Source organism: Microbacterium sp. (genome assembly GCF_052099035.1).
GTDB lineage: Bacteria > Actinomycetota > Actinomycetes > Actinomycetales > Microbacteriaceae > Microbacterium.
On sequence record NZ_JBQDSX010000030.1, the window covers coordinates 1 to 14,164 of the forward strand.

General features: G+C 66.5%; 15 protein-coding genes and 2 pseudogenes. 9 read left to right on the forward strand and 8 right to left on the reverse strand.

Annotation, left to right across the window (positions count from 1 at the left end; translation table 11 throughout):
• Positions 1-130: 130 nt before the first annotated feature.
• From ACTIAO_RS10470 to ACTIAO_RS10490, 5 genes are all read right to left on the reverse strand, one after another.
• Entirely contained in the window at positions 131-661 is a 531-nt protein-coding gene (locus ACTIAO_RS10470; protein ID WP_441906213.1) for a GNAT family N-acetyltransferase, read from the reverse strand.
• A gap of 47 nt (positions 662-708) precedes the next feature.
• Positions 709-945: a DUF2442 domain-containing protein gene (locus ACTIAO_RS10475; RefSeq protein ID WP_441906214.1), complete on the reverse strand. Its 237-nt coding sequence runs from the start codon at positions 943-945 to the stop codon at positions 709-711.
• On the reverse strand, positions 926-1,216 hold the full coding sequence (locus ACTIAO_RS10480; protein ID WP_441906215.1) for a DUF4160 domain-containing protein: 291 nt from the start codon (positions 1,214-1,216) through the stop codon (positions 926-928). Before ACTIAO_RS10480 ends, ACTIAO_RS10475 begins: the two co-directional genes overlap by 20 nt.
• A 189-nt stretch (positions 1,217-1,405) precedes the next feature.
• Positions 1,406-2,908: an MFS transporter gene (locus ACTIAO_RS10485; protein ID WP_441906216.1), complete on the reverse strand. Its 1,503-nt coding sequence runs from the start codon at positions 2,906-2,908 to the stop codon at positions 1,406-1,408.
• A gap of 58 nt (positions 2,909-2,966) precedes the next feature.
• The gene (locus tag ACTIAO_RS10490) at positions 2,967-3,653 is read right to left on the reverse strand and encodes a helix-turn-helix transcriptional regulator (protein WP_441906217.1); all 687 of its coding nucleotides are present in this window, start codon (positions 3,651-3,653) and stop codon (positions 2,967-2,969) included.
• 227 nt (positions 3,654-3,880) lie between these two features.
• On the opposite strand from ACTIAO_RS10490, the pseudogene ACTIAO_RS10495 reads away from it, so the two are divergent.
• From ACTIAO_RS10495 to ACTIAO_RS10530, 8 genes and pseudogenes are all read left to right on the forward strand, one after another.
• Positions 3,881-4,648, forward strand: a pseudogene (locus ACTIAO_RS10495) (MFS transporter); the annotation flags it as partial.
• A 37-nt stretch (positions 4,649-4,685) separates the two neighbouring features.
• A complete protein-coding gene (locus ACTIAO_RS10500; protein WP_441906254.1) occupies positions 4,686-5,177 on the forward strand; it encodes an MFS transporter in 492 nt (163 codons plus the stop codon).
• A 26-nt stretch (positions 5,178-5,203) separates the two neighbouring features.
• Positions 5,204-6,103 (forward strand): annotated as a pseudogene (locus ACTIAO_RS10505) (sugar kinase); the annotation flags it as partial.
• A gap of 10 nt (positions 6,104-6,113) precedes the next feature.
• Positions 6,114-6,719: a bifunctional 4-hydroxy-2-oxoglutarate aldolase/2-dehydro-3-deoxy-phosphogluconate aldolase gene (locus tag ACTIAO_RS10510; protein ID WP_441906218.1), complete on the forward strand. Its 606-nt coding sequence runs from the start codon at positions 6,114-6,116 to the stop codon at positions 6,717-6,719.
• A gap of 10 nt (positions 6,720-6,729) precedes the next feature.
• Entirely contained in the window at positions 6,730-7,992 is a 1,263-nt protein-coding gene (locus ACTIAO_RS10515; protein ID WP_441906219.1) for an alanine racemase, read from the forward strand.
• Positions 7,992-9,599: an N-acyl-D-amino-acid deacylase family protein gene (locus ACTIAO_RS10520; protein WP_441906220.1), complete on the forward strand. Its 1,608-nt coding sequence runs from the start codon at positions 7,992-7,994 to the stop codon at positions 9,597-9,599. Before ACTIAO_RS10515 ends, ACTIAO_RS10520 begins: the two co-directional genes overlap by 1 nt.
• A 62-nt stretch (positions 9,600-9,661) precedes the next feature.
• The gene (locus tag ACTIAO_RS10525) at positions 9,662-10,042 is read left to right on the forward strand and encodes a RidA family protein (RefSeq protein WP_441906221.1); all 381 of its coding nucleotides are present in this window, start codon (positions 9,662-9,664) and stop codon (positions 10,040-10,042) included.
• Between the two features lie 76 nt (positions 10,043-10,118).
• A complete protein-coding gene (locus ACTIAO_RS10530) occupies positions 10,119-10,991 on the forward strand; it encodes a phosphoribosylaminoimidazolesuccinocarboxamide synthase (protein ID WP_441906222.1) in 873 nt (290 codons plus the stop codon).
• Positions 10,992-10,999: 8 nt separating this feature from the next.
• Here ACTIAO_RS10530 and ACTIAO_RS10535 read toward each other — a convergent pair whose 3' ends face one another.
• Together ACTIAO_RS10535 and ACTIAO_RS10540 are read right to left on the reverse strand one after the other, a co-directional pair.
• Complete coding sequence (locus tag ACTIAO_RS10535; protein WP_441906223.1) at positions 11,000-11,392, reverse strand: type II toxin-antitoxin system VapC family toxin; 393 nt, start codon at positions 11,390-11,392, stop codon at positions 11,000-11,002.
• The gene (locus tag ACTIAO_RS10540; protein WP_441906224.1) at positions 11,389-11,652 is read right to left on the reverse strand and encodes a type II toxin-antitoxin system VapB family antitoxin; all 264 of its coding nucleotides are present in this window, start codon (positions 11,650-11,652) and stop codon (positions 11,389-11,391) included. The genes ACTIAO_RS10535 and ACTIAO_RS10540 overlap by 4 nt, the downstream gene beginning before the upstream one ends.
• A 143-nt stretch (positions 11,653-11,795) precedes the next feature.
• Here ACTIAO_RS10540 and ACTIAO_RS10545 point away from each other — a divergent pair, with 143 nt between their 5' ends.
• A complete protein-coding gene (locus ACTIAO_RS10545; protein WP_441906225.1) occupies positions 11,796-13,136 on the forward strand; it encodes a uracil-xanthine permease family protein in 1,341 nt (446 codons plus the stop codon).
• A gap of 121 nt (positions 13,137-13,257) precedes the next feature.
• Here ACTIAO_RS10545 and ACTIAO_RS10550 read toward each other — a convergent pair.
• Positions 13,258-14,164 (reverse strand): biotin-dependent carboxyltransferase family protein (locus tag ACTIAO_RS10550; RefSeq protein ID WP_441906226.1); only part of this gene is annotated, 907 nt, incomplete at its 5' end.

Sequence of the window (14,164 nt, forward strand, 5' to 3'; positions counted from 1 at the left end):
CTGTCACCAATGTCCTGATACAGAACCGTCACCAATGTCCTGAGACATAACAGCTGTTACTTCTGCAGCGCGGACAGATATCAGCAGCGCGACGGGCGGTTGAGGGCCGGGTCACTGCCGCCGGATCGGGCTACAGCTCGATCCAGTAGCGGCGCAGGCGCGGATGGCCCTGCGTCGTAGCATCCACTATGTTCTCGAGCACGCCTCCTGCGCCCTCGATCGTGCGGTACGAGCCGGGATTTTCGTCGTCGCAGCTGACCATCACGCGTTCCAGGCCGAGCTCGCGGGCGCGGTCCAGTGCGAGGGCCAACCCTGTGCGCGCGTAGCCCTGCCGACGACGCGTCGGCCTTACGGAAGAGCCGATATTTCCGCCGAACTGCCGCAGCCAGTCATCGAGCTCATGCCGCAACGAGACGAACCCGACGACCTCGTCGCCATCGGTGATCCAGTACAGATCCATGTGCACGTGGCCCTCGGGTACCGGAATAGTCGTGTCCGCCACGCGCTCAGCCCAGGTGATCAACTCATCCAGCGTCGCGCGATCACCACTGCTCGGTATCGTCATGCCGGAGCCGTCGATGTGCATGCCACCGAACTCCGTGACCGCTGCCGACCACGATTCGAAGAGGTCAGCGGTGGGCCGGGTGAGTGCGATCGTCATCGCGCCAGCCCATCACGACCGCGCAGGACTGCGCAAATAGACGTCGTTCATCGACCCCGAAGGAGCGCCGACAGCGAGATGTCCTCATCGATCTGCTGCCAATGAATTCCTTCACCCGCGCCGATCAATCTCCAATCGGCGCGCTCACCGACAGATGCACTGGCAAGACGTGGAAACCATGAAAGCGGAGCACTGATCGTTCGACCATCACTGACTTTTACATGCACTGTTTCGTGATCGACGTGAACATCCACGACGCAGACATCATCGATTGAAGTACTCATGCCACGCCTCCTCGATCACCCGTCGGTGGATGTTGACGATTCGCTCGATCCTGCGCAACTCACGATCGTCGAACGCCGACCTCGATGCCAATTCTACCGGCCGCAGCCAGAACTTGGCAGTGGCGCTCGCCCGCTCCACGTGGACATGCGGAGGTTCGGATCCCTCGTTGCTGTAGAAAAAGAGTCGGTAGCCCCTCACCCACATTACCGTCGGCATACTCACCTCCGATGGGCACACTACGCACCGCTTCACCTCCGGAATCACCGTCATCCGTCCACTGTGGATAACGACGTCAGCAATGGCTGCTGTGGATAACGACAGTGACGCTCGCCCGCGCATGCTCGCGCTGCTGTTCGCTGCCGACGCTGCAAGTTTTTCAGCAGCGCGAACAGAAATCGACAGCGCGAAGTGGGGAAGCAGCAGCGCGAACAGAACACGACAGCGCGAAGCGCGCGCGGGCTACTTCTTGCGCGCGGGCAGGTGCGCCGGGCGCCGCAGGAACAGCACCGCCACGACGCCGAGCAGCATGAACGCCGCGGGCAGCATCATCGTCTGAGCCATGGCATCCGCGAACGGGGCTGCGACAGCATCCGGCACCTGGCCCTCGCCGAACCCGCCCGAGGCATCTTCGACACCCGGCAGGTTCGCCACGAGACGACTCTGCATGAAGACGGCGATCGCGGCAGAGCCGAGCACCGATCCGATCGTGCGCATGGTGTTGTAGATGCCCGCGCCCGCGCCCGCCTGGTGCAGCGGAAGATCACGCGTCGCCGTCGTCGCCAGCGGACCCCACATGCCGGCGTTGCCGAACCCGAGAAGCGCCGAGGGCACCAGCAGCCACTCGATGGCGATGTCGGTGTTCATCATCATCGCGAACATGAATAGCGAGATCGAGACCAGCAGCAGCCCCGGCACGAGCATGAGCCGCGGGTCGATCCGGTCGAGCAGCTTGCCGGCGAACGGTGAGACGACACCGGCGGCGAGCGCCATCGGGATCAGCAGCAGCGCGGACTCGGTGGGCATGAGCCCTCGGGCCAGCTGCAGGAAGAACATCAGCGGCAGCGCCTGAGCGGTCACGGTGAATCCGACGGTGACGATCGTGATGTTCGACCACGCGAAGTTGCGATTGCGGAAAAGCTCCATCGGCACGAGCGGCTCATTCTTCGTGCGCGTCTGGTACCAGAGGAACAGTCCGAGCACGACGACGCCCGAGATGATCAGACCCCACACCGAGATCGGGCCCCAGATGACGCCCCAGTCATAGGCCTCTGCCTCTTGCAGGCCGAACACGATGAGGAACATCGCGATCGCACTGAGGAAGACGCCGGGGATGTCGAAACGGTGCTTGTGGGTCTCGAGCTGCGGGACGAGGATGCACGCGAGGATGAATCCGATGACACCGACCGGAAGGTTGATGAAGAAGATCCATTCCCAGCCGAGTCCGTCGACGAGGAACCCGCCGGCGAGCGGGCCGACGAGCATCGCGACACCGGATGCTCCGCCCCACAGCCCCATCGCGGCACCTCGGTGCTCGGGAGGGAAAGTGCGCGTGATGACCGCCATCGTCTGCGGCGTCAGGAGAGCTGCGCCGAGCCCCTGCGCCGCACGCGCCCAGATGAGTCCGTCGAGAGTCGTGGACAGTCCGCACCACAGTGAGGACAGCGTGAAAATCGCGAGCCCTGCGAGATAGATGTTCTTCGGACCGAAGCGGTCACCGAGCCGGCCGGTGACCAGAAGCGGCACGGCGTACGCGAGAAGGTAAGCGCTGGTGACCCACACGACGCGGTCGAGGTTGCTGGAGTCGGGGTCGAGCGCTGCCTTGATCGCCGGGTTCGCGACGCTCACGATCGTCGTGTCGACGAGGATCATGAAGAAGCCGATGACCAGAGCCCACAGGGCCGGCCACGGGCTGCGTTCAGGGGCCTGTGTGGATGCTGCGCGGGAGGCGGGTGCGTCGGTCACTCGGCAACGGTACACGCGTGCGCCGACATCGCCGTCACGGAGCGGCTGCCGCTCAGATTCACTCCCCCGCGCGTCGCGCCTCATCCAGGTAGGCATAGGCCGTCACGCGCGAGATGCCGAGCCGCACAGCGATCGTCTCGACCGACTTGCGCATCTGCGTGGCCCCGCGCTCATCGAGACGTTCGAGCACGCTGATCTTCTCGTCGCGCGTCATCTGCGCGACCGGCCGCCCGACCTCGCGGATCGCTTCGCCGATCATGCTGTCCATCACCGAGACGAGGTCCCGACCGAAGTACTCGTCCGGGGATGCTGTCGCCGAACTTCCCTGCGCAGGCAGCAGCGCATCCAGCAGAGTTCGAGCCTGCTGCATGGCACTGAGATCGACATTGATGCACAGCGCGGCGATGATGTCCCCAGCCCGGTTGCGGAAGTAGACACTCGAGCAGCGCAGCTCGCGCCCGTCGTCGGTGAACCCGCGATAGCCGAACGCATCATGGTCTTCCTTGCGGTTCTGCAACACTCGCAGCCCCAGGCTGGTCGAGGGCCCGCCGACCTCGCGTCCGGTGACGTGTCCGTTCTCGATCGCGGCGATCGTGTGCCCGAGGTCGACATCGGCTCCGTCGAGATTGTGAAGCACGACCTCGCAGGATGGCCCTCCCGCAGCCGCGATGGCCCGCATGATCGGCCGGAACGATGCGAGGACCTCGGCCGCGCCCTCGAACGTGTCGTGCGTCTGAACTCCCATGGTTACCACTCTGCACCCCAGATCGCTTCTGAACTAAATGTATCCCATCTAGACAATGTGTTCGACCTAAGCTAACTTTGCTCACGCCCCCAGGCTCAACCCCATGATCAGCCCCGAGAGTTCAGACCCGAAAGAGTAAGGAAGCTCTCATGACCACAGCGAGCACCCGTCCCGGGCTCACTTCCAAGCAGAAGCGCACGATCGCCGGCGGTTCCATCGGCACGCTGATGGAGTACTACGACTACTACCTGTACGGCCTCGCTTCTGCCGCGGTCTTCCCGGCGGTGTTCTTCTCCACCAACGACCCGATCATCGCGCAGCTCTCGTCGTTCGCGACGTTCGCGGTCGGGTTCCTGCTGCGCCCCGTGGGCGGCATCGTCTGGGGCATCGTCGGCGACCGCGTGGGACGCAAGGCCGTGCTCATGATCACCGTCGTCGGCATGGGCATCGCGACAACGGCGATCGGCCTGATCCCGCCGGACCACCTGATCGGCGCGGCAGCGCCCATCCTGCTGATCATCTTCCGCATGTTCCAGGGCTTCTTCGTCGGCGGTGAGATGGGAGGCGCTGCGACCATGGTCGTCGAGAACGCCCCGGTCGGCAAGAAGGGCATGTACGGCGCGTTCCTCATCAGCGGTGCGGGTATCGCCAACGTCGTCTCCGGCGGATTCATGGCTGCCCTCGGCCTCGGTGAAGGCTCCTGGTTCATCGAGTGGGGCTGGCGCATCCCGTTCGTGTTCTCGATGGTGCTCGCCATCGTGGCCATCATCCTGCGTCACCGACTCGAAGAGTCCGACGAGTTCATCGAAACCCAGACCCAGCAGATCGCCGCGGCCGGCAAGAAGGCCAACCCGCTGGTCGAGGTGTTCCGCCACCCGAAGAACGCGATCATGGGAATCCTCATCGGCCTCCCCCAGTCGATCGCCGGCTACGTCGTGCTCACCTATGGCCTCAGCTTCATGGTCTCCGACCAGCACCTGCCCGCATGGATGGGCTTCACCGGCACGATGATCGTGGGGCTCCTGCAGATCTTTGTCGCTCCCCCTGTGGGGCGCGATCTCGGATCGGATCGGGCGGCGCGCGGTCTACATCATCGGATGCCTCGGCTTCGCCGCCATGGTCTACCCGACGTTCATGCTGTTCACCACGGGCAACATGTGGCTGATCTGGCTCGGACAGATCCTCGGTTTCGTGGTGTTCGGCGTTGCGATGCAGGCGACCCTCTCGACGATGCCGGTCGAGATGTTCGACGCGGAGGCGCGCACCACCGGTGTGAACATCGGCTACCAGTTCTCCAACACCCTCGGCGGCGGATTCGCCCCGCTGATCTGCACCGCGCTCGTCGCAGCCGCAGGCGGAGCCTTCTGGCCGGTCGTCGTCTATTCCGCGGTGATCGCCGTGGTGGGCGTGATCGCTACGCTGATGGCATCCGTCCGTCCCGACACCGAAGATGCCGGACGTCTGCACGTGCTGGCCGCGACGCAGAACATCCCGACGGTCAGTGGAAAGGGCGCGTTGAAGTGACCAGCATCCCGCGTCTGATCACGCTGGGCGAGACGATGGTGATGCTCACGCCCGGTCGTGCGCAGTCGCTCGCCGAGGCGGCCCAGCTGCAGGTGCATGTGGGTGGCGCCGAGTCGAATGCCGCCTCCCACGTCGCTGCCCTCGGCATCGACACCGCGTGGGTGAGCGCGGTCGGCGCTGACGTCCTCGGAACCCGCGTCCGCGACTCGATCGCGGCGCGCGGGGTCGACGTGCGGTGGGTCCGTACCGACCCAGCCGCGCCCACCGGGGTGTATTTCAAAGACCCCGGCCACGGCGTGCTCTACTACCGCGCCGGTTCCGCGGCATCCCGTCTCACTGCGGATGCTGTCGCGGAGGTGCCATTCGAGGATGCTGAGATCGTGCATCTGTCCGGCATCACTCCTGCGCTCTCCGCGGAGTGCGCCGCCCTCGTCGACGCCGTGATCGAGCGCGTCGACGCGAGCGACGCGCTCCTCAGCTTCGATGTCAACCATCGTGCGGCGCTGTGGGCACCGGGTGAGGCCGCACCCGCTCTGCTCGCGCTGGCGCGCCGTGCCGACATCGTGCTCGTCGGGCTCGACGAAGCCGAAACGGTGTGGGGATGTGCCACGGTCGATGACGTGCGGGCGCTGCTCCCCGAACCCGCCCGGCTGATCGTGAAGGACGGCGACGTCGGTGCGACGGAGTTCGCACGAGACGGCGCGTCGCGAGACGGCGTCCCCGGTGCGACCGATGCGAAGACATTCGTGCCGGCGATCCCAACAGAGGTGGTCGAAGCGGTCGGCGCCGGCGATGCATTCGCCGCCGGGTACCTCGCCGCGCTGCTGCAGGGCGCCGACGCCGATGAGCGCCTGCGCGCAGGGCATTCCCGTGCGCATCTCGTACTTCTCTCGACGAGTGACTTCGTCGAGGACGATTCCCAGTGAAAGGTCGATCATGACGACAGACAACTCCTCATTCACCGAGCTCTTCGCCGACGTGCCGCTGATGGCGATCCTGCGCGGTATGGGCGTCGAACGCAGCCTCGCGGTTGCGACGACGGCATGGGACCTCGGCATCACCGCCGTCGAAGTGCCGGTGCAGACCCGCACGGATGTCGAGGCGCTGCGCGTGCTGGCCGAGGCCGCCGCCGCCCGCGGGCTGCAGGTCGGTGCAGGCACCGTCGTCTCGCTCGAGCACGTGCGCCAGGCCAAGGACGCCGGCGCTGCGTTCACCGTGAGCCCGGGGTTCGACGCCGAGATCGTGCGCGCATCCCACGAGGCCGGCATGCCCGCACTCCCCGGCGTATCGACGGCGAGTGAAGTTCAGGCAGCATCCAAAGAGGGTCTGACCTGGCTCAAGGCGTTCCCGGCCTCCCTTCTGAGCACCGGCTGGTTCCCCGCGATGCGGGGACCCTTCCCCGGCGTGAACTTCGTCGCGACGGGCGGGATGGATGCCGGGACAGCACCGGCCTTCCTCGACGCGGGCGTCCGCGTCGTCGCCGTCGGTTCGGCACTGGAAGATCCCGCACAGCTGCCCGCGCTCGCCAAGCTGCTGGCGTAAGGAGACCATGATGACGAACTCCGAACTGCTGACCGCTCGGGACAAAGGCATCCCGGAGCGTGCGATCGGTCTGACGATCGCCAAGTTCCTGGCATCCTCTCCTCGGCTTGAGGAGTTCTGGACACCGCTCGTCGTCCTCGACGACAGCGCGATGCGCCACAACGTCGAGACGATGGCGTCCTGGTGCCGCGAGCGCGGGCTGGAGATCATGCCGCACGGCAAGACGACCATGGCACCGACGCTGTGGCAGCGTCAGCTCGACGCGGGTGCGACCGGAATCACGCTGGCCACCATGGGTCAGGTGCGCACGGCCCGAAGCCTCGGTTTCTCGTCGATCATGCTCGCGAACAGCGCCGTCGACGAGCGGTCACTGCGCTATCTGGCATCCGAGCTGGCGGACCCGGCTTTTCGGTTCATCTGCTGGGTCGATTCGCTCCAGACGGTCGAGGCGATGGATCGCGCGCTGCAGAACGCCGGCAGTTCGCGCCCGGTGGATGTGCTGGTCGAGCTCGGTGCGCCGGGGGGCCGCACCGGGGCTCGCACGATCGAGGCGGCGATCGAGGTCGCTGAGCGCGTGGCCGCGGCATCCACTCTGCGACTCGCGGGCGTGGCCGGGTATGAGGGTGCTCTGGCGCACGACCGCGCCGAGGCGTCTGAGGAGATCGTCCGAGAGTACCTGCGGGCGCAGGTGTCGCTGCACGAGCGCATCGGAGATCTCTACGGCACGGGCGACATCTACGTCACTGCGGGCGGCAGCGCCTACTTCGACATCGTGGCCGAGGTGTACGCCGAAGCTGGGGCGGGCACCGACTCCCGCACGCGCTTCACACTGCGTTCGGGCGCCTACATCGTGCACGACGACGGCTTCTACCGGCAGATCTCGCCGTTCGACGAGGCCCGCACGTCCGCCGACGCCCCGCGGTTGCGCACGGCCATGCACGGCATCGGCCGGGTCGTCTCGCAGCCCGAGCCGAACCTCTCGCTCATCGATGGCGGCAAGCGCGACTTCCCCTACGACGAGGGTCTTCCGATCCCTCGGCAGACGGCATCCGAGCTGGGCGCGCCATGGCAGACGCTCGACGGTACGACGCTGACGGCGATGAACGACCAGCACTCCTTTGTCCGTTCCGATGCGGGCCCCCCGCCAGTGGGCGATGTCGTCGCGCTCGGCCTGTCGCACCCGTGCACCGCGTTCGACAAGTGGCGTGTGCTGCCCGTGGTGGATTCCTGGGACTCCGGTGTCGTGATCGACCTGGTGCGCACGTACTTCTGATGACTGACTCAGCGCCCTCGCGCATCATCCTGTCCGGCGGAACGGTCGTCGATGCCTCCGGCGAGCGCCGCGCCGATGTGACCATCGAGCACGGACTCATTACCGACGTCGGTGATGCGACCCCTCGCCCGGACGACACCGTGATCGATTGCACCGGGCGCCTGGTGATGCCGGGCCTCATCGACGCTCATTCGCACGCCGACGGACTGCTGCACGATGAGAATGTGCAGCGCTCGCTGCTGCGGCAGGGCGTGACGTCGATCATCGCCGGACAGGACGGCGTCTCGTACGCCCCCGGCGACGGCGCGTACGCAAGCGAGTACTTCGCCGCGATCAACGGTCCGCACCCGACCTATTCGGGGGGAGGCGTGGCCGCCTACCTGGCGAGCGCCGACGGCACGTCCCGGGTCAACACCGCCTACCTGGTGCCGGCCGGCACGGTGCGGTTCGAGGTGTGCGGACGCTCGCAGGAACCGGCCGCCGAGGCGGAGCGCGAGGCGATGTCGAACCTCGTGCACGAGGGTATGCGCGACGGCGCGGTCGGACTGTCGACCGGACTGGACTACGTTCCCGGCATCTTCCAGAGCGCCGAGGAGATCGCTGCGCTGTGCGTGCCGGTCGCCGAGGCCGGCGGCGTGTACGTCAGTCACATGCGCGGCGGGTACGAGGCGAACTCCGCCGCCGGCGTGAACGAAATCGCCGAGATCTCCCGCCGCGCGGGCTCGCTCTCGGGCGCGGCGCTGCGCGTGCACGTCTCGCATTTCCATGCCGAAGCAGACGTCGTTCTCGCGCAGCTCGATGCGCTCGAAGCATCCGGAATCGACGCGACGTTCGACTCGTATCCGTACATCCGCGGCTGCAGTCTGATGGGCATGCCGCTGCTGCCGCCGGAGCTTTCCGCGCAGCCGATCGAAGACATCCTGCGGACGCTGGCAGATCCGGCCGAGCGCGACCGCCTGCGACGGGACTGGTTCCCGCGCATCGCGAACAACCCGAGCCTCGGCCCGGCATGGCCCGACATGATCACACTGGCGCATCTGTCCACTCCTGCGCTGTCGTGGGCGCACCGGCTGACACTCGCGCAAGCGGCAGAGCGCGCAGGCACCGACGTCATCGACTTCGTGCTCGACACGCTGCTCGCCTGTCGCCTGCAGGCGAACATCATCATGGCCGTGCGCTACGAGCGTCCCGTCACGGAACTCGCGCGCATCTTCTCGCACCCGGGGCACATCGGCGGATCCGACGGCATCTTCATCGGCGCGCACCCGCACCCGCGTGCGCGCGGATCGTTCGCCCGCTTCCTGCGCGAGTACGTGCGCGAGACCGGCACGTGGTCGTGGGCGGATGCCGTGGCGCACCTGTCCGCCGCACCCGCCGCCCGATTCGGGCTGGGACAGCGCGGTGCGATCGTCCCCGGAGCCGTCGCCGACGTGATCGTCGTGCTGCCGGATGCTGTCGCGGACGCCGCTACATACGAGGAGCCGCTGCGCGATTCCGTAGGCATCGATGACGTCTTTGTGGCGGGAGTGCCTGTCCTCGCTGCGGGCGAACTCGTCGCCGCAGCATCCGGTTCTGAGCTTCCCGGCCGCGGGCTGCGACGCGCCTGACCCTCGCTTTCCGACCACTTTTCCGACCCCGGACCATCACCCAGCCCAGAACGGAGCATCATATGAGCAAGACCGCTTTTCACACCACCAACGCACCTCAGCCGGCCGGCCCCTACAGCCAGGGCGTCATGGCGAACGGCTTCTTCTACACCGCCGGTTTCGGCCCGCAGGACCCGGCGACCGGAGCGGTGCCCGAGTCCGTGGGCGACCAGACCCGTCAGGTGCTGCGCAATGTCAGCGCCATCCTCGCCGAGCACGGGCTCACCCTCGACGACAGCGTGAAGACCACGGTGCACCTGGCCGATCTCGCCGATTTCACGGAGTTCAACGAGGCGTACAAGGAGTTCTTCAGCGAGCCGTACCCCGTGCGCACGACCGTCGGATCGCAGCTGGCGAACATCCTCGTCGAGATCGACGTGGTCGCAGCCGTTCCCCAGAAGTAGGACTGTGCTGCGCGGCGGCGTCGGTGGCTCTCGGGCGCCGGCGCCGCTGTGCTGCGCCAACCGGGATAATGGGCGGATGAGCACTTCTTCGAACGACGCAGTGAGCATTCCGGGCTGGCGTCATCTCTATTCCGGCAAAGTCCGCGACCTGTACGCGTCGGAGGATGCCGCCGACACGCGCATCCTCGTCGTGGCATCCGATCGGGTCAGCGCATTCGACTTCGTGCTCTCCCCCGGCATCACCGAGAAGGGCGCCCTGCTCACGCGGCTGAGCCGCTGGTGGTTCGAGCAGCTGGACTTCCCCAACCATCTCTCAGACGGCGAGATTCCGGATGCCGTCGCTGACCGCGCCATGCTCGCGCAGTCGCTGGAGATGCTGCCGATCGAGTGCGTCGTGCGCGGGTACATCACCGGCACCGGGTGGCTCGAGTACCAGGAAAGCGGCACTGTCTGCGGCATCCCGCTGCCCGCCGGTCTTTCCAACGGCGACCGACTGCCCGAGCCGATCTTCACCCCGGCGTACAAGGCACCGATGGGCGAGCACGACGAGAACATCACTTTCGAGCGCGTGGTCGAACTGGTCGGCGCCGAGCGCGCCGCCGAGCTGCGCGATGCGTCGTTGTCGCTGTATGCGCGTGCCGCCGCGATCGCGGAGCAGCACGGACTCATCCTCGCCGACACCAAATTCGAGTTCGGAACGGATACCGAAGGCACCCTGCGTCTGGCCGACGAAGTGCTCACGAGCGATTCGTCGAGGTATTGGGATGCCGCGACCTGGGAGTCCGGCACGACACCAGCCGAGCGGATGGCGAGCTTCGACAAGCAGATCGTCCGAGACTGGCTGGCCGCGAACTGGGACAAGCAGGGCGAGCCGCCCGCACTTCCCGACCAGATTGTCCAGCGCACTGCCGACCGCTACCGAGAGCTCATCGAGCGCCTGACGGCGTGACCGCCTGACTAGATTGCAACTCGCACATCGGTGTGGATGAAGTCGTCTCCTTTGAATAGCAACGGCTCATCACGGGTCATCGCGAGGGCGTAGCTGAAGCAGTCTCCGTAGTTGAGTTTCGCCGGACTGCCGGAGCCGCGGCCGTAGCGCGCGTGCCCGACAGTCGCCTTCCGCGCCTGCTCCTCACTCACGCTCGCGATCACGGCGTTGACGCTGGCAAGAAAGACATCCACCTTCTGAGGCCCGGCCTCACCGTACCGGCCCCGCATCACAAGGTGCGATTCGAGAAGCGTCGCGGCCGACACGATGATGCTGTCGGCGTGAAGGATCGCCGCACGCATCGCATGAGCGTCATCCTCATCGGTCAGGATTGCGATGATTGCGGAGGAATCGACGATCATCGTGGCAGCCCCCGCTCGTCGTACATCTCCTCCATGATCTCTTCGTAACTCGGACCGACCACGGGAAGCCGTCGAACGTTGGCCACAACCCTGTTGATCGCGGCAAGCTTCTCCGCCTGGCGCCGCTCCTTCTCACCATCCACTTCTTCGAGCCTTCGCCGCACAGCATCCTCAACGGCGCTCGTCTGACTCTGCCCGGTGAGCTCGGCGAGCCGGCGCACCATCTCGTGCACCTTCTCGTTCTTGATGTTCAGGCTCATGGCATCCATTTTTCCACCTTTCTACCCTGCTGGCTACCTTTCTACCCTCGGCATCCGACACCAGCATCCGCCTTCGTCTGCACCATCGATGGCGCCGTCGAATCGGTAATGTTGCTCCGACCCCAAAACTGAGGAGCACCCGCATGCCCGTGTGGAAGATTCATGGCGACGGCCGCAACGTCGCACCCGACCAGGTCGTGAAGCCCGAAGAGCGACTGAACTGGCCAGCCACCCTCGCGATCGGCGCGCAGCACATCATCGCGATGTTCGGTGCGACGTTCCTCGTGCCGATCATCACCGGCTTCCCCGTCTCGACGACGTTGCTGTTCTCGGGTATCGGCACACTGCTCTTCCTCGTGATCACCCGCAACCGCCTGCCCAGCTATCTGGGTTCATCGTTCGCGTTCCTCGCCCCGATCACCGCGATCAACGCCGGCCAGGCGCTCGAGACACCCGGACAAATCACCCAGGCTCTCGTCGGCGTGGTCGTCGTGGGCGTGCTGCTGGCGGCCATCGGCTTTCTTGTGCAGGCGGTCGGCGTCGGCTGGGTCGACCGGCTCATGCCGCCGGTCGTTGCCGGGTCCATCGTCGCCCTGATCGGGTTTAACCTCGCCCCCGCGGCGTGGAACAACTTCACCCTGCAGCCGGAGCTCGCCTCGGTGACGCTCATCGCGGTGGTGCTGTTCAGTGTGCTCTTCCGCGGATTCCTCGGTCGCATCTCGATCTTCCTCGGCGTGATCGTCGGCTACATCGTCGCGATCTTCACCGGACAGGTGCAGTTCGAGGGCGTCGAGGAAGCGGCCTGGATCGGCCTGCCCGACTTCCACCTGGCTGGTGTCACCGACCCGGGCGCATGGGCGTTCGTGCCGATGTTCCTCCCGATCGTGCTCGTCCTCATCGCCGAGAACGTCGGCCACGTGCGCGGCGTCGCCACGATGACGAACGACCCGTCGATCAACAAGCACACCGGGCGCGCCCTCATCGCCGACGGCGTCGCCACGACGCTCGCGGGCGGCTTCGGCGGCTCGGCCACCACCACGTACGGCGAGAACATCGGCGTGATGGCAGCGACTCGCGTCTACTCGACGGCGGCGTACTGGGTGGCGGGAATCGCCGCGATCCTGCTCGCCTTCTCACCGAAGATCGGCGTCATCTTCAACACGATCCCCCCGGGAGTCCTCGGTGGCGTCACTACGGCCCTGTACGGGCTGATCGGCGTCATCGGCATCAAGATCTGGGTCGACAACCGCGTCGACTTCTCACGCCCGGTCAACCAGTACACAGTGGCCGTGTCATTCGTGATCGCCGTCGGCGGATACGCGATGTCGTGGGGCCAGTTCCAGCTCGGAGCCATCGTCCTCGGCACGGTCGCGGCGCTGCTGATCTACCACCTGGGCAACGCGATCGCCCGCTGGCGCCGCTCCGGCGCGGACGACGGCGGCCCCATCCCCGCCGTCGGCCCGCTGGGCGGCGACCCGGAGTAGGGGGCCGCCGTCCCGATTTGCTGACACTGTCCCGATCTGCTGACTGATCCACCGAAAACGTCAGCAGATCGGGACCGCCTCCGCAGATCGGGACCTGCCGAAGGCGGGCGGATGCTGCAGCTCACCGCACCCGGAACCGCACCCGCACTCCGGGCGGCAGCTGCGCTGCGAGGTCCAGGAACCGATCGGTGAGCGCGCCGATGATCGGGTATCCGCCGGTGAGCGGATGATCGGGCAGGAACAGCACCGGCTGCCCGTCGGCGGGCACCTGGATCGCACCGGTCACCGCTCCCTCGCTAGGCAGCTCTCCCCCAACAGCGCGCTCAAGCGGCACCTCGCCCTGCAGACGGATGCCGACCCGATCAGATCGCAGCGTGACCGCCCACTCCTGCGTCGTCAGGGTCTCCAGAGCGGATGCTGTGAACCAGTCATCCCGCGGACCGAGGGTGATCTCCAGTTCGACGAGGTCCCCGGGCGCCGGAAGTCTCCGCGGCACAACCAGGGGATCGACCGCGCGCTCCGCATCGGTGCCGATGTGCAGAACGTCACCGTTTGTGAGCGGGTCAGGACCGAGACCGGCGAGAGTGTCGGTGGAACTGCTGCCGAGTGCGGATGTCGCATCCACCCCGCCACGGACACCGATGACGTAGCGCAGCCCTCGCTCCGGATGACCGAGGTCCAGCTCGTCGCCGTCGAAGGTGGCGAACGGGGCCCCGTGCAGGGCCGGGCGGTCGCATCCGTCGACGCTGGTGAGAGTGAGCTCGCCGACGGCGCCGGTCACGACGGCAACGCCCGCACCGTGGAAGCGCAGCACCGCTCCGCCCACGCTCTCCAGCACCGCGGCATCCGGTGCATTGCCGACAGCACGGCTCGCATCGCGCAAGGCTGTGCGATCGGCAGCGCCAGATGCCGAGACGCCGAGGGCCGCGTGGCCGGGGCGACCGAGGTCTTGGATCAGGAGCTGCAGGGACGAGGTGACGATCTCTATGGCTGCTGGTTTCGTCGCTTCGACTCGCTTCGCTCGCTCA

What these genes read in the sequence shown, in the direction of transcription:
- ACTIAO_RS10470 (WP_441906213.1), bottom strand. Translation starts at nt 661, where the DNA reads ATGACGATCGCACTCACCCGGCCCACCGCTGACCTCTTCGAATCGTGG.
- ACTIAO_RS10475 (WP_441906214.1), bottom strand. Translation starts at nt 945, where the DNA reads ATGAGTACTTCAATCGATGATGTCTGCGTCGTGGATGTTCACGTCGAT.
- ACTIAO_RS10480 (WP_441906215.1), bottom strand. Translation starts at nt 1,216, where the DNA reads ATGACGGTGATTCCGGAGGTGAAGCGGTGCGTAGTGTGCCCATCGGAG.
- ACTIAO_RS10490 (WP_441906217.1), bottom strand. Translation starts at nt 3,653, where the DNA reads ATGGGAGTTCAGACGCACGACACGTTCGAGGGCGCGGCCGAGGTCCTC.
- ACTIAO_RS10510 (WP_441906218.1), top strand. Translation starts at nt 6,114, where the DNA reads ATGACGACAGACAACTCCTCATTCACCGAGCTCTTCGCCGACGTGCCG.
- ACTIAO_RS10515 (WP_441906219.1), top strand. Translation starts at nt 6,730, where the DNA reads ATGACGAACTCCGAACTGCTGACCGCTCGGGACAAAGGCATCCCGGAG.
- ACTIAO_RS10520 (WP_441906220.1), top strand. Translation starts at nt 7,992, where the DNA reads ATGACTGACTCAGCGCCCTCGCGCATCATCCTGTCCGGCGGAACGGTC.
- ACTIAO_RS10525 (WP_441906221.1), top strand. Translation starts at nt 9,662, where the DNA reads ATGAGCAAGACCGCTTTTCACACCACCAACGCACCTCAGCCGGCCGGC.
- ACTIAO_RS10530 (WP_441906222.1), top strand. Translation starts at nt 10,119, where the DNA reads ATGAGCACTTCTTCGAACGACGCAGTGAGCATTCCGGGCTGGCGTCAT.
- ACTIAO_RS10535 (WP_441906223.1), bottom strand. Translation starts at nt 11,392, where the DNA reads ATGATCGTCGATTCCTCCGCAATCATCGCAATCCTGACCGATGAGGAT.
- ACTIAO_RS10540 (WP_441906224.1), bottom strand. Translation starts at nt 11,652, where the DNA reads ATGAGCCTGAACATCAAGAACGAGAAGGTGCACGAGATGGTGCGCCGG.
- ACTIAO_RS10545 (WP_441906225.1), top strand. Translation starts at nt 11,796, where the DNA reads ATGCCCGTGTGGAAGATTCATGGCGACGGCCGCAACGTCGCACCCGAC.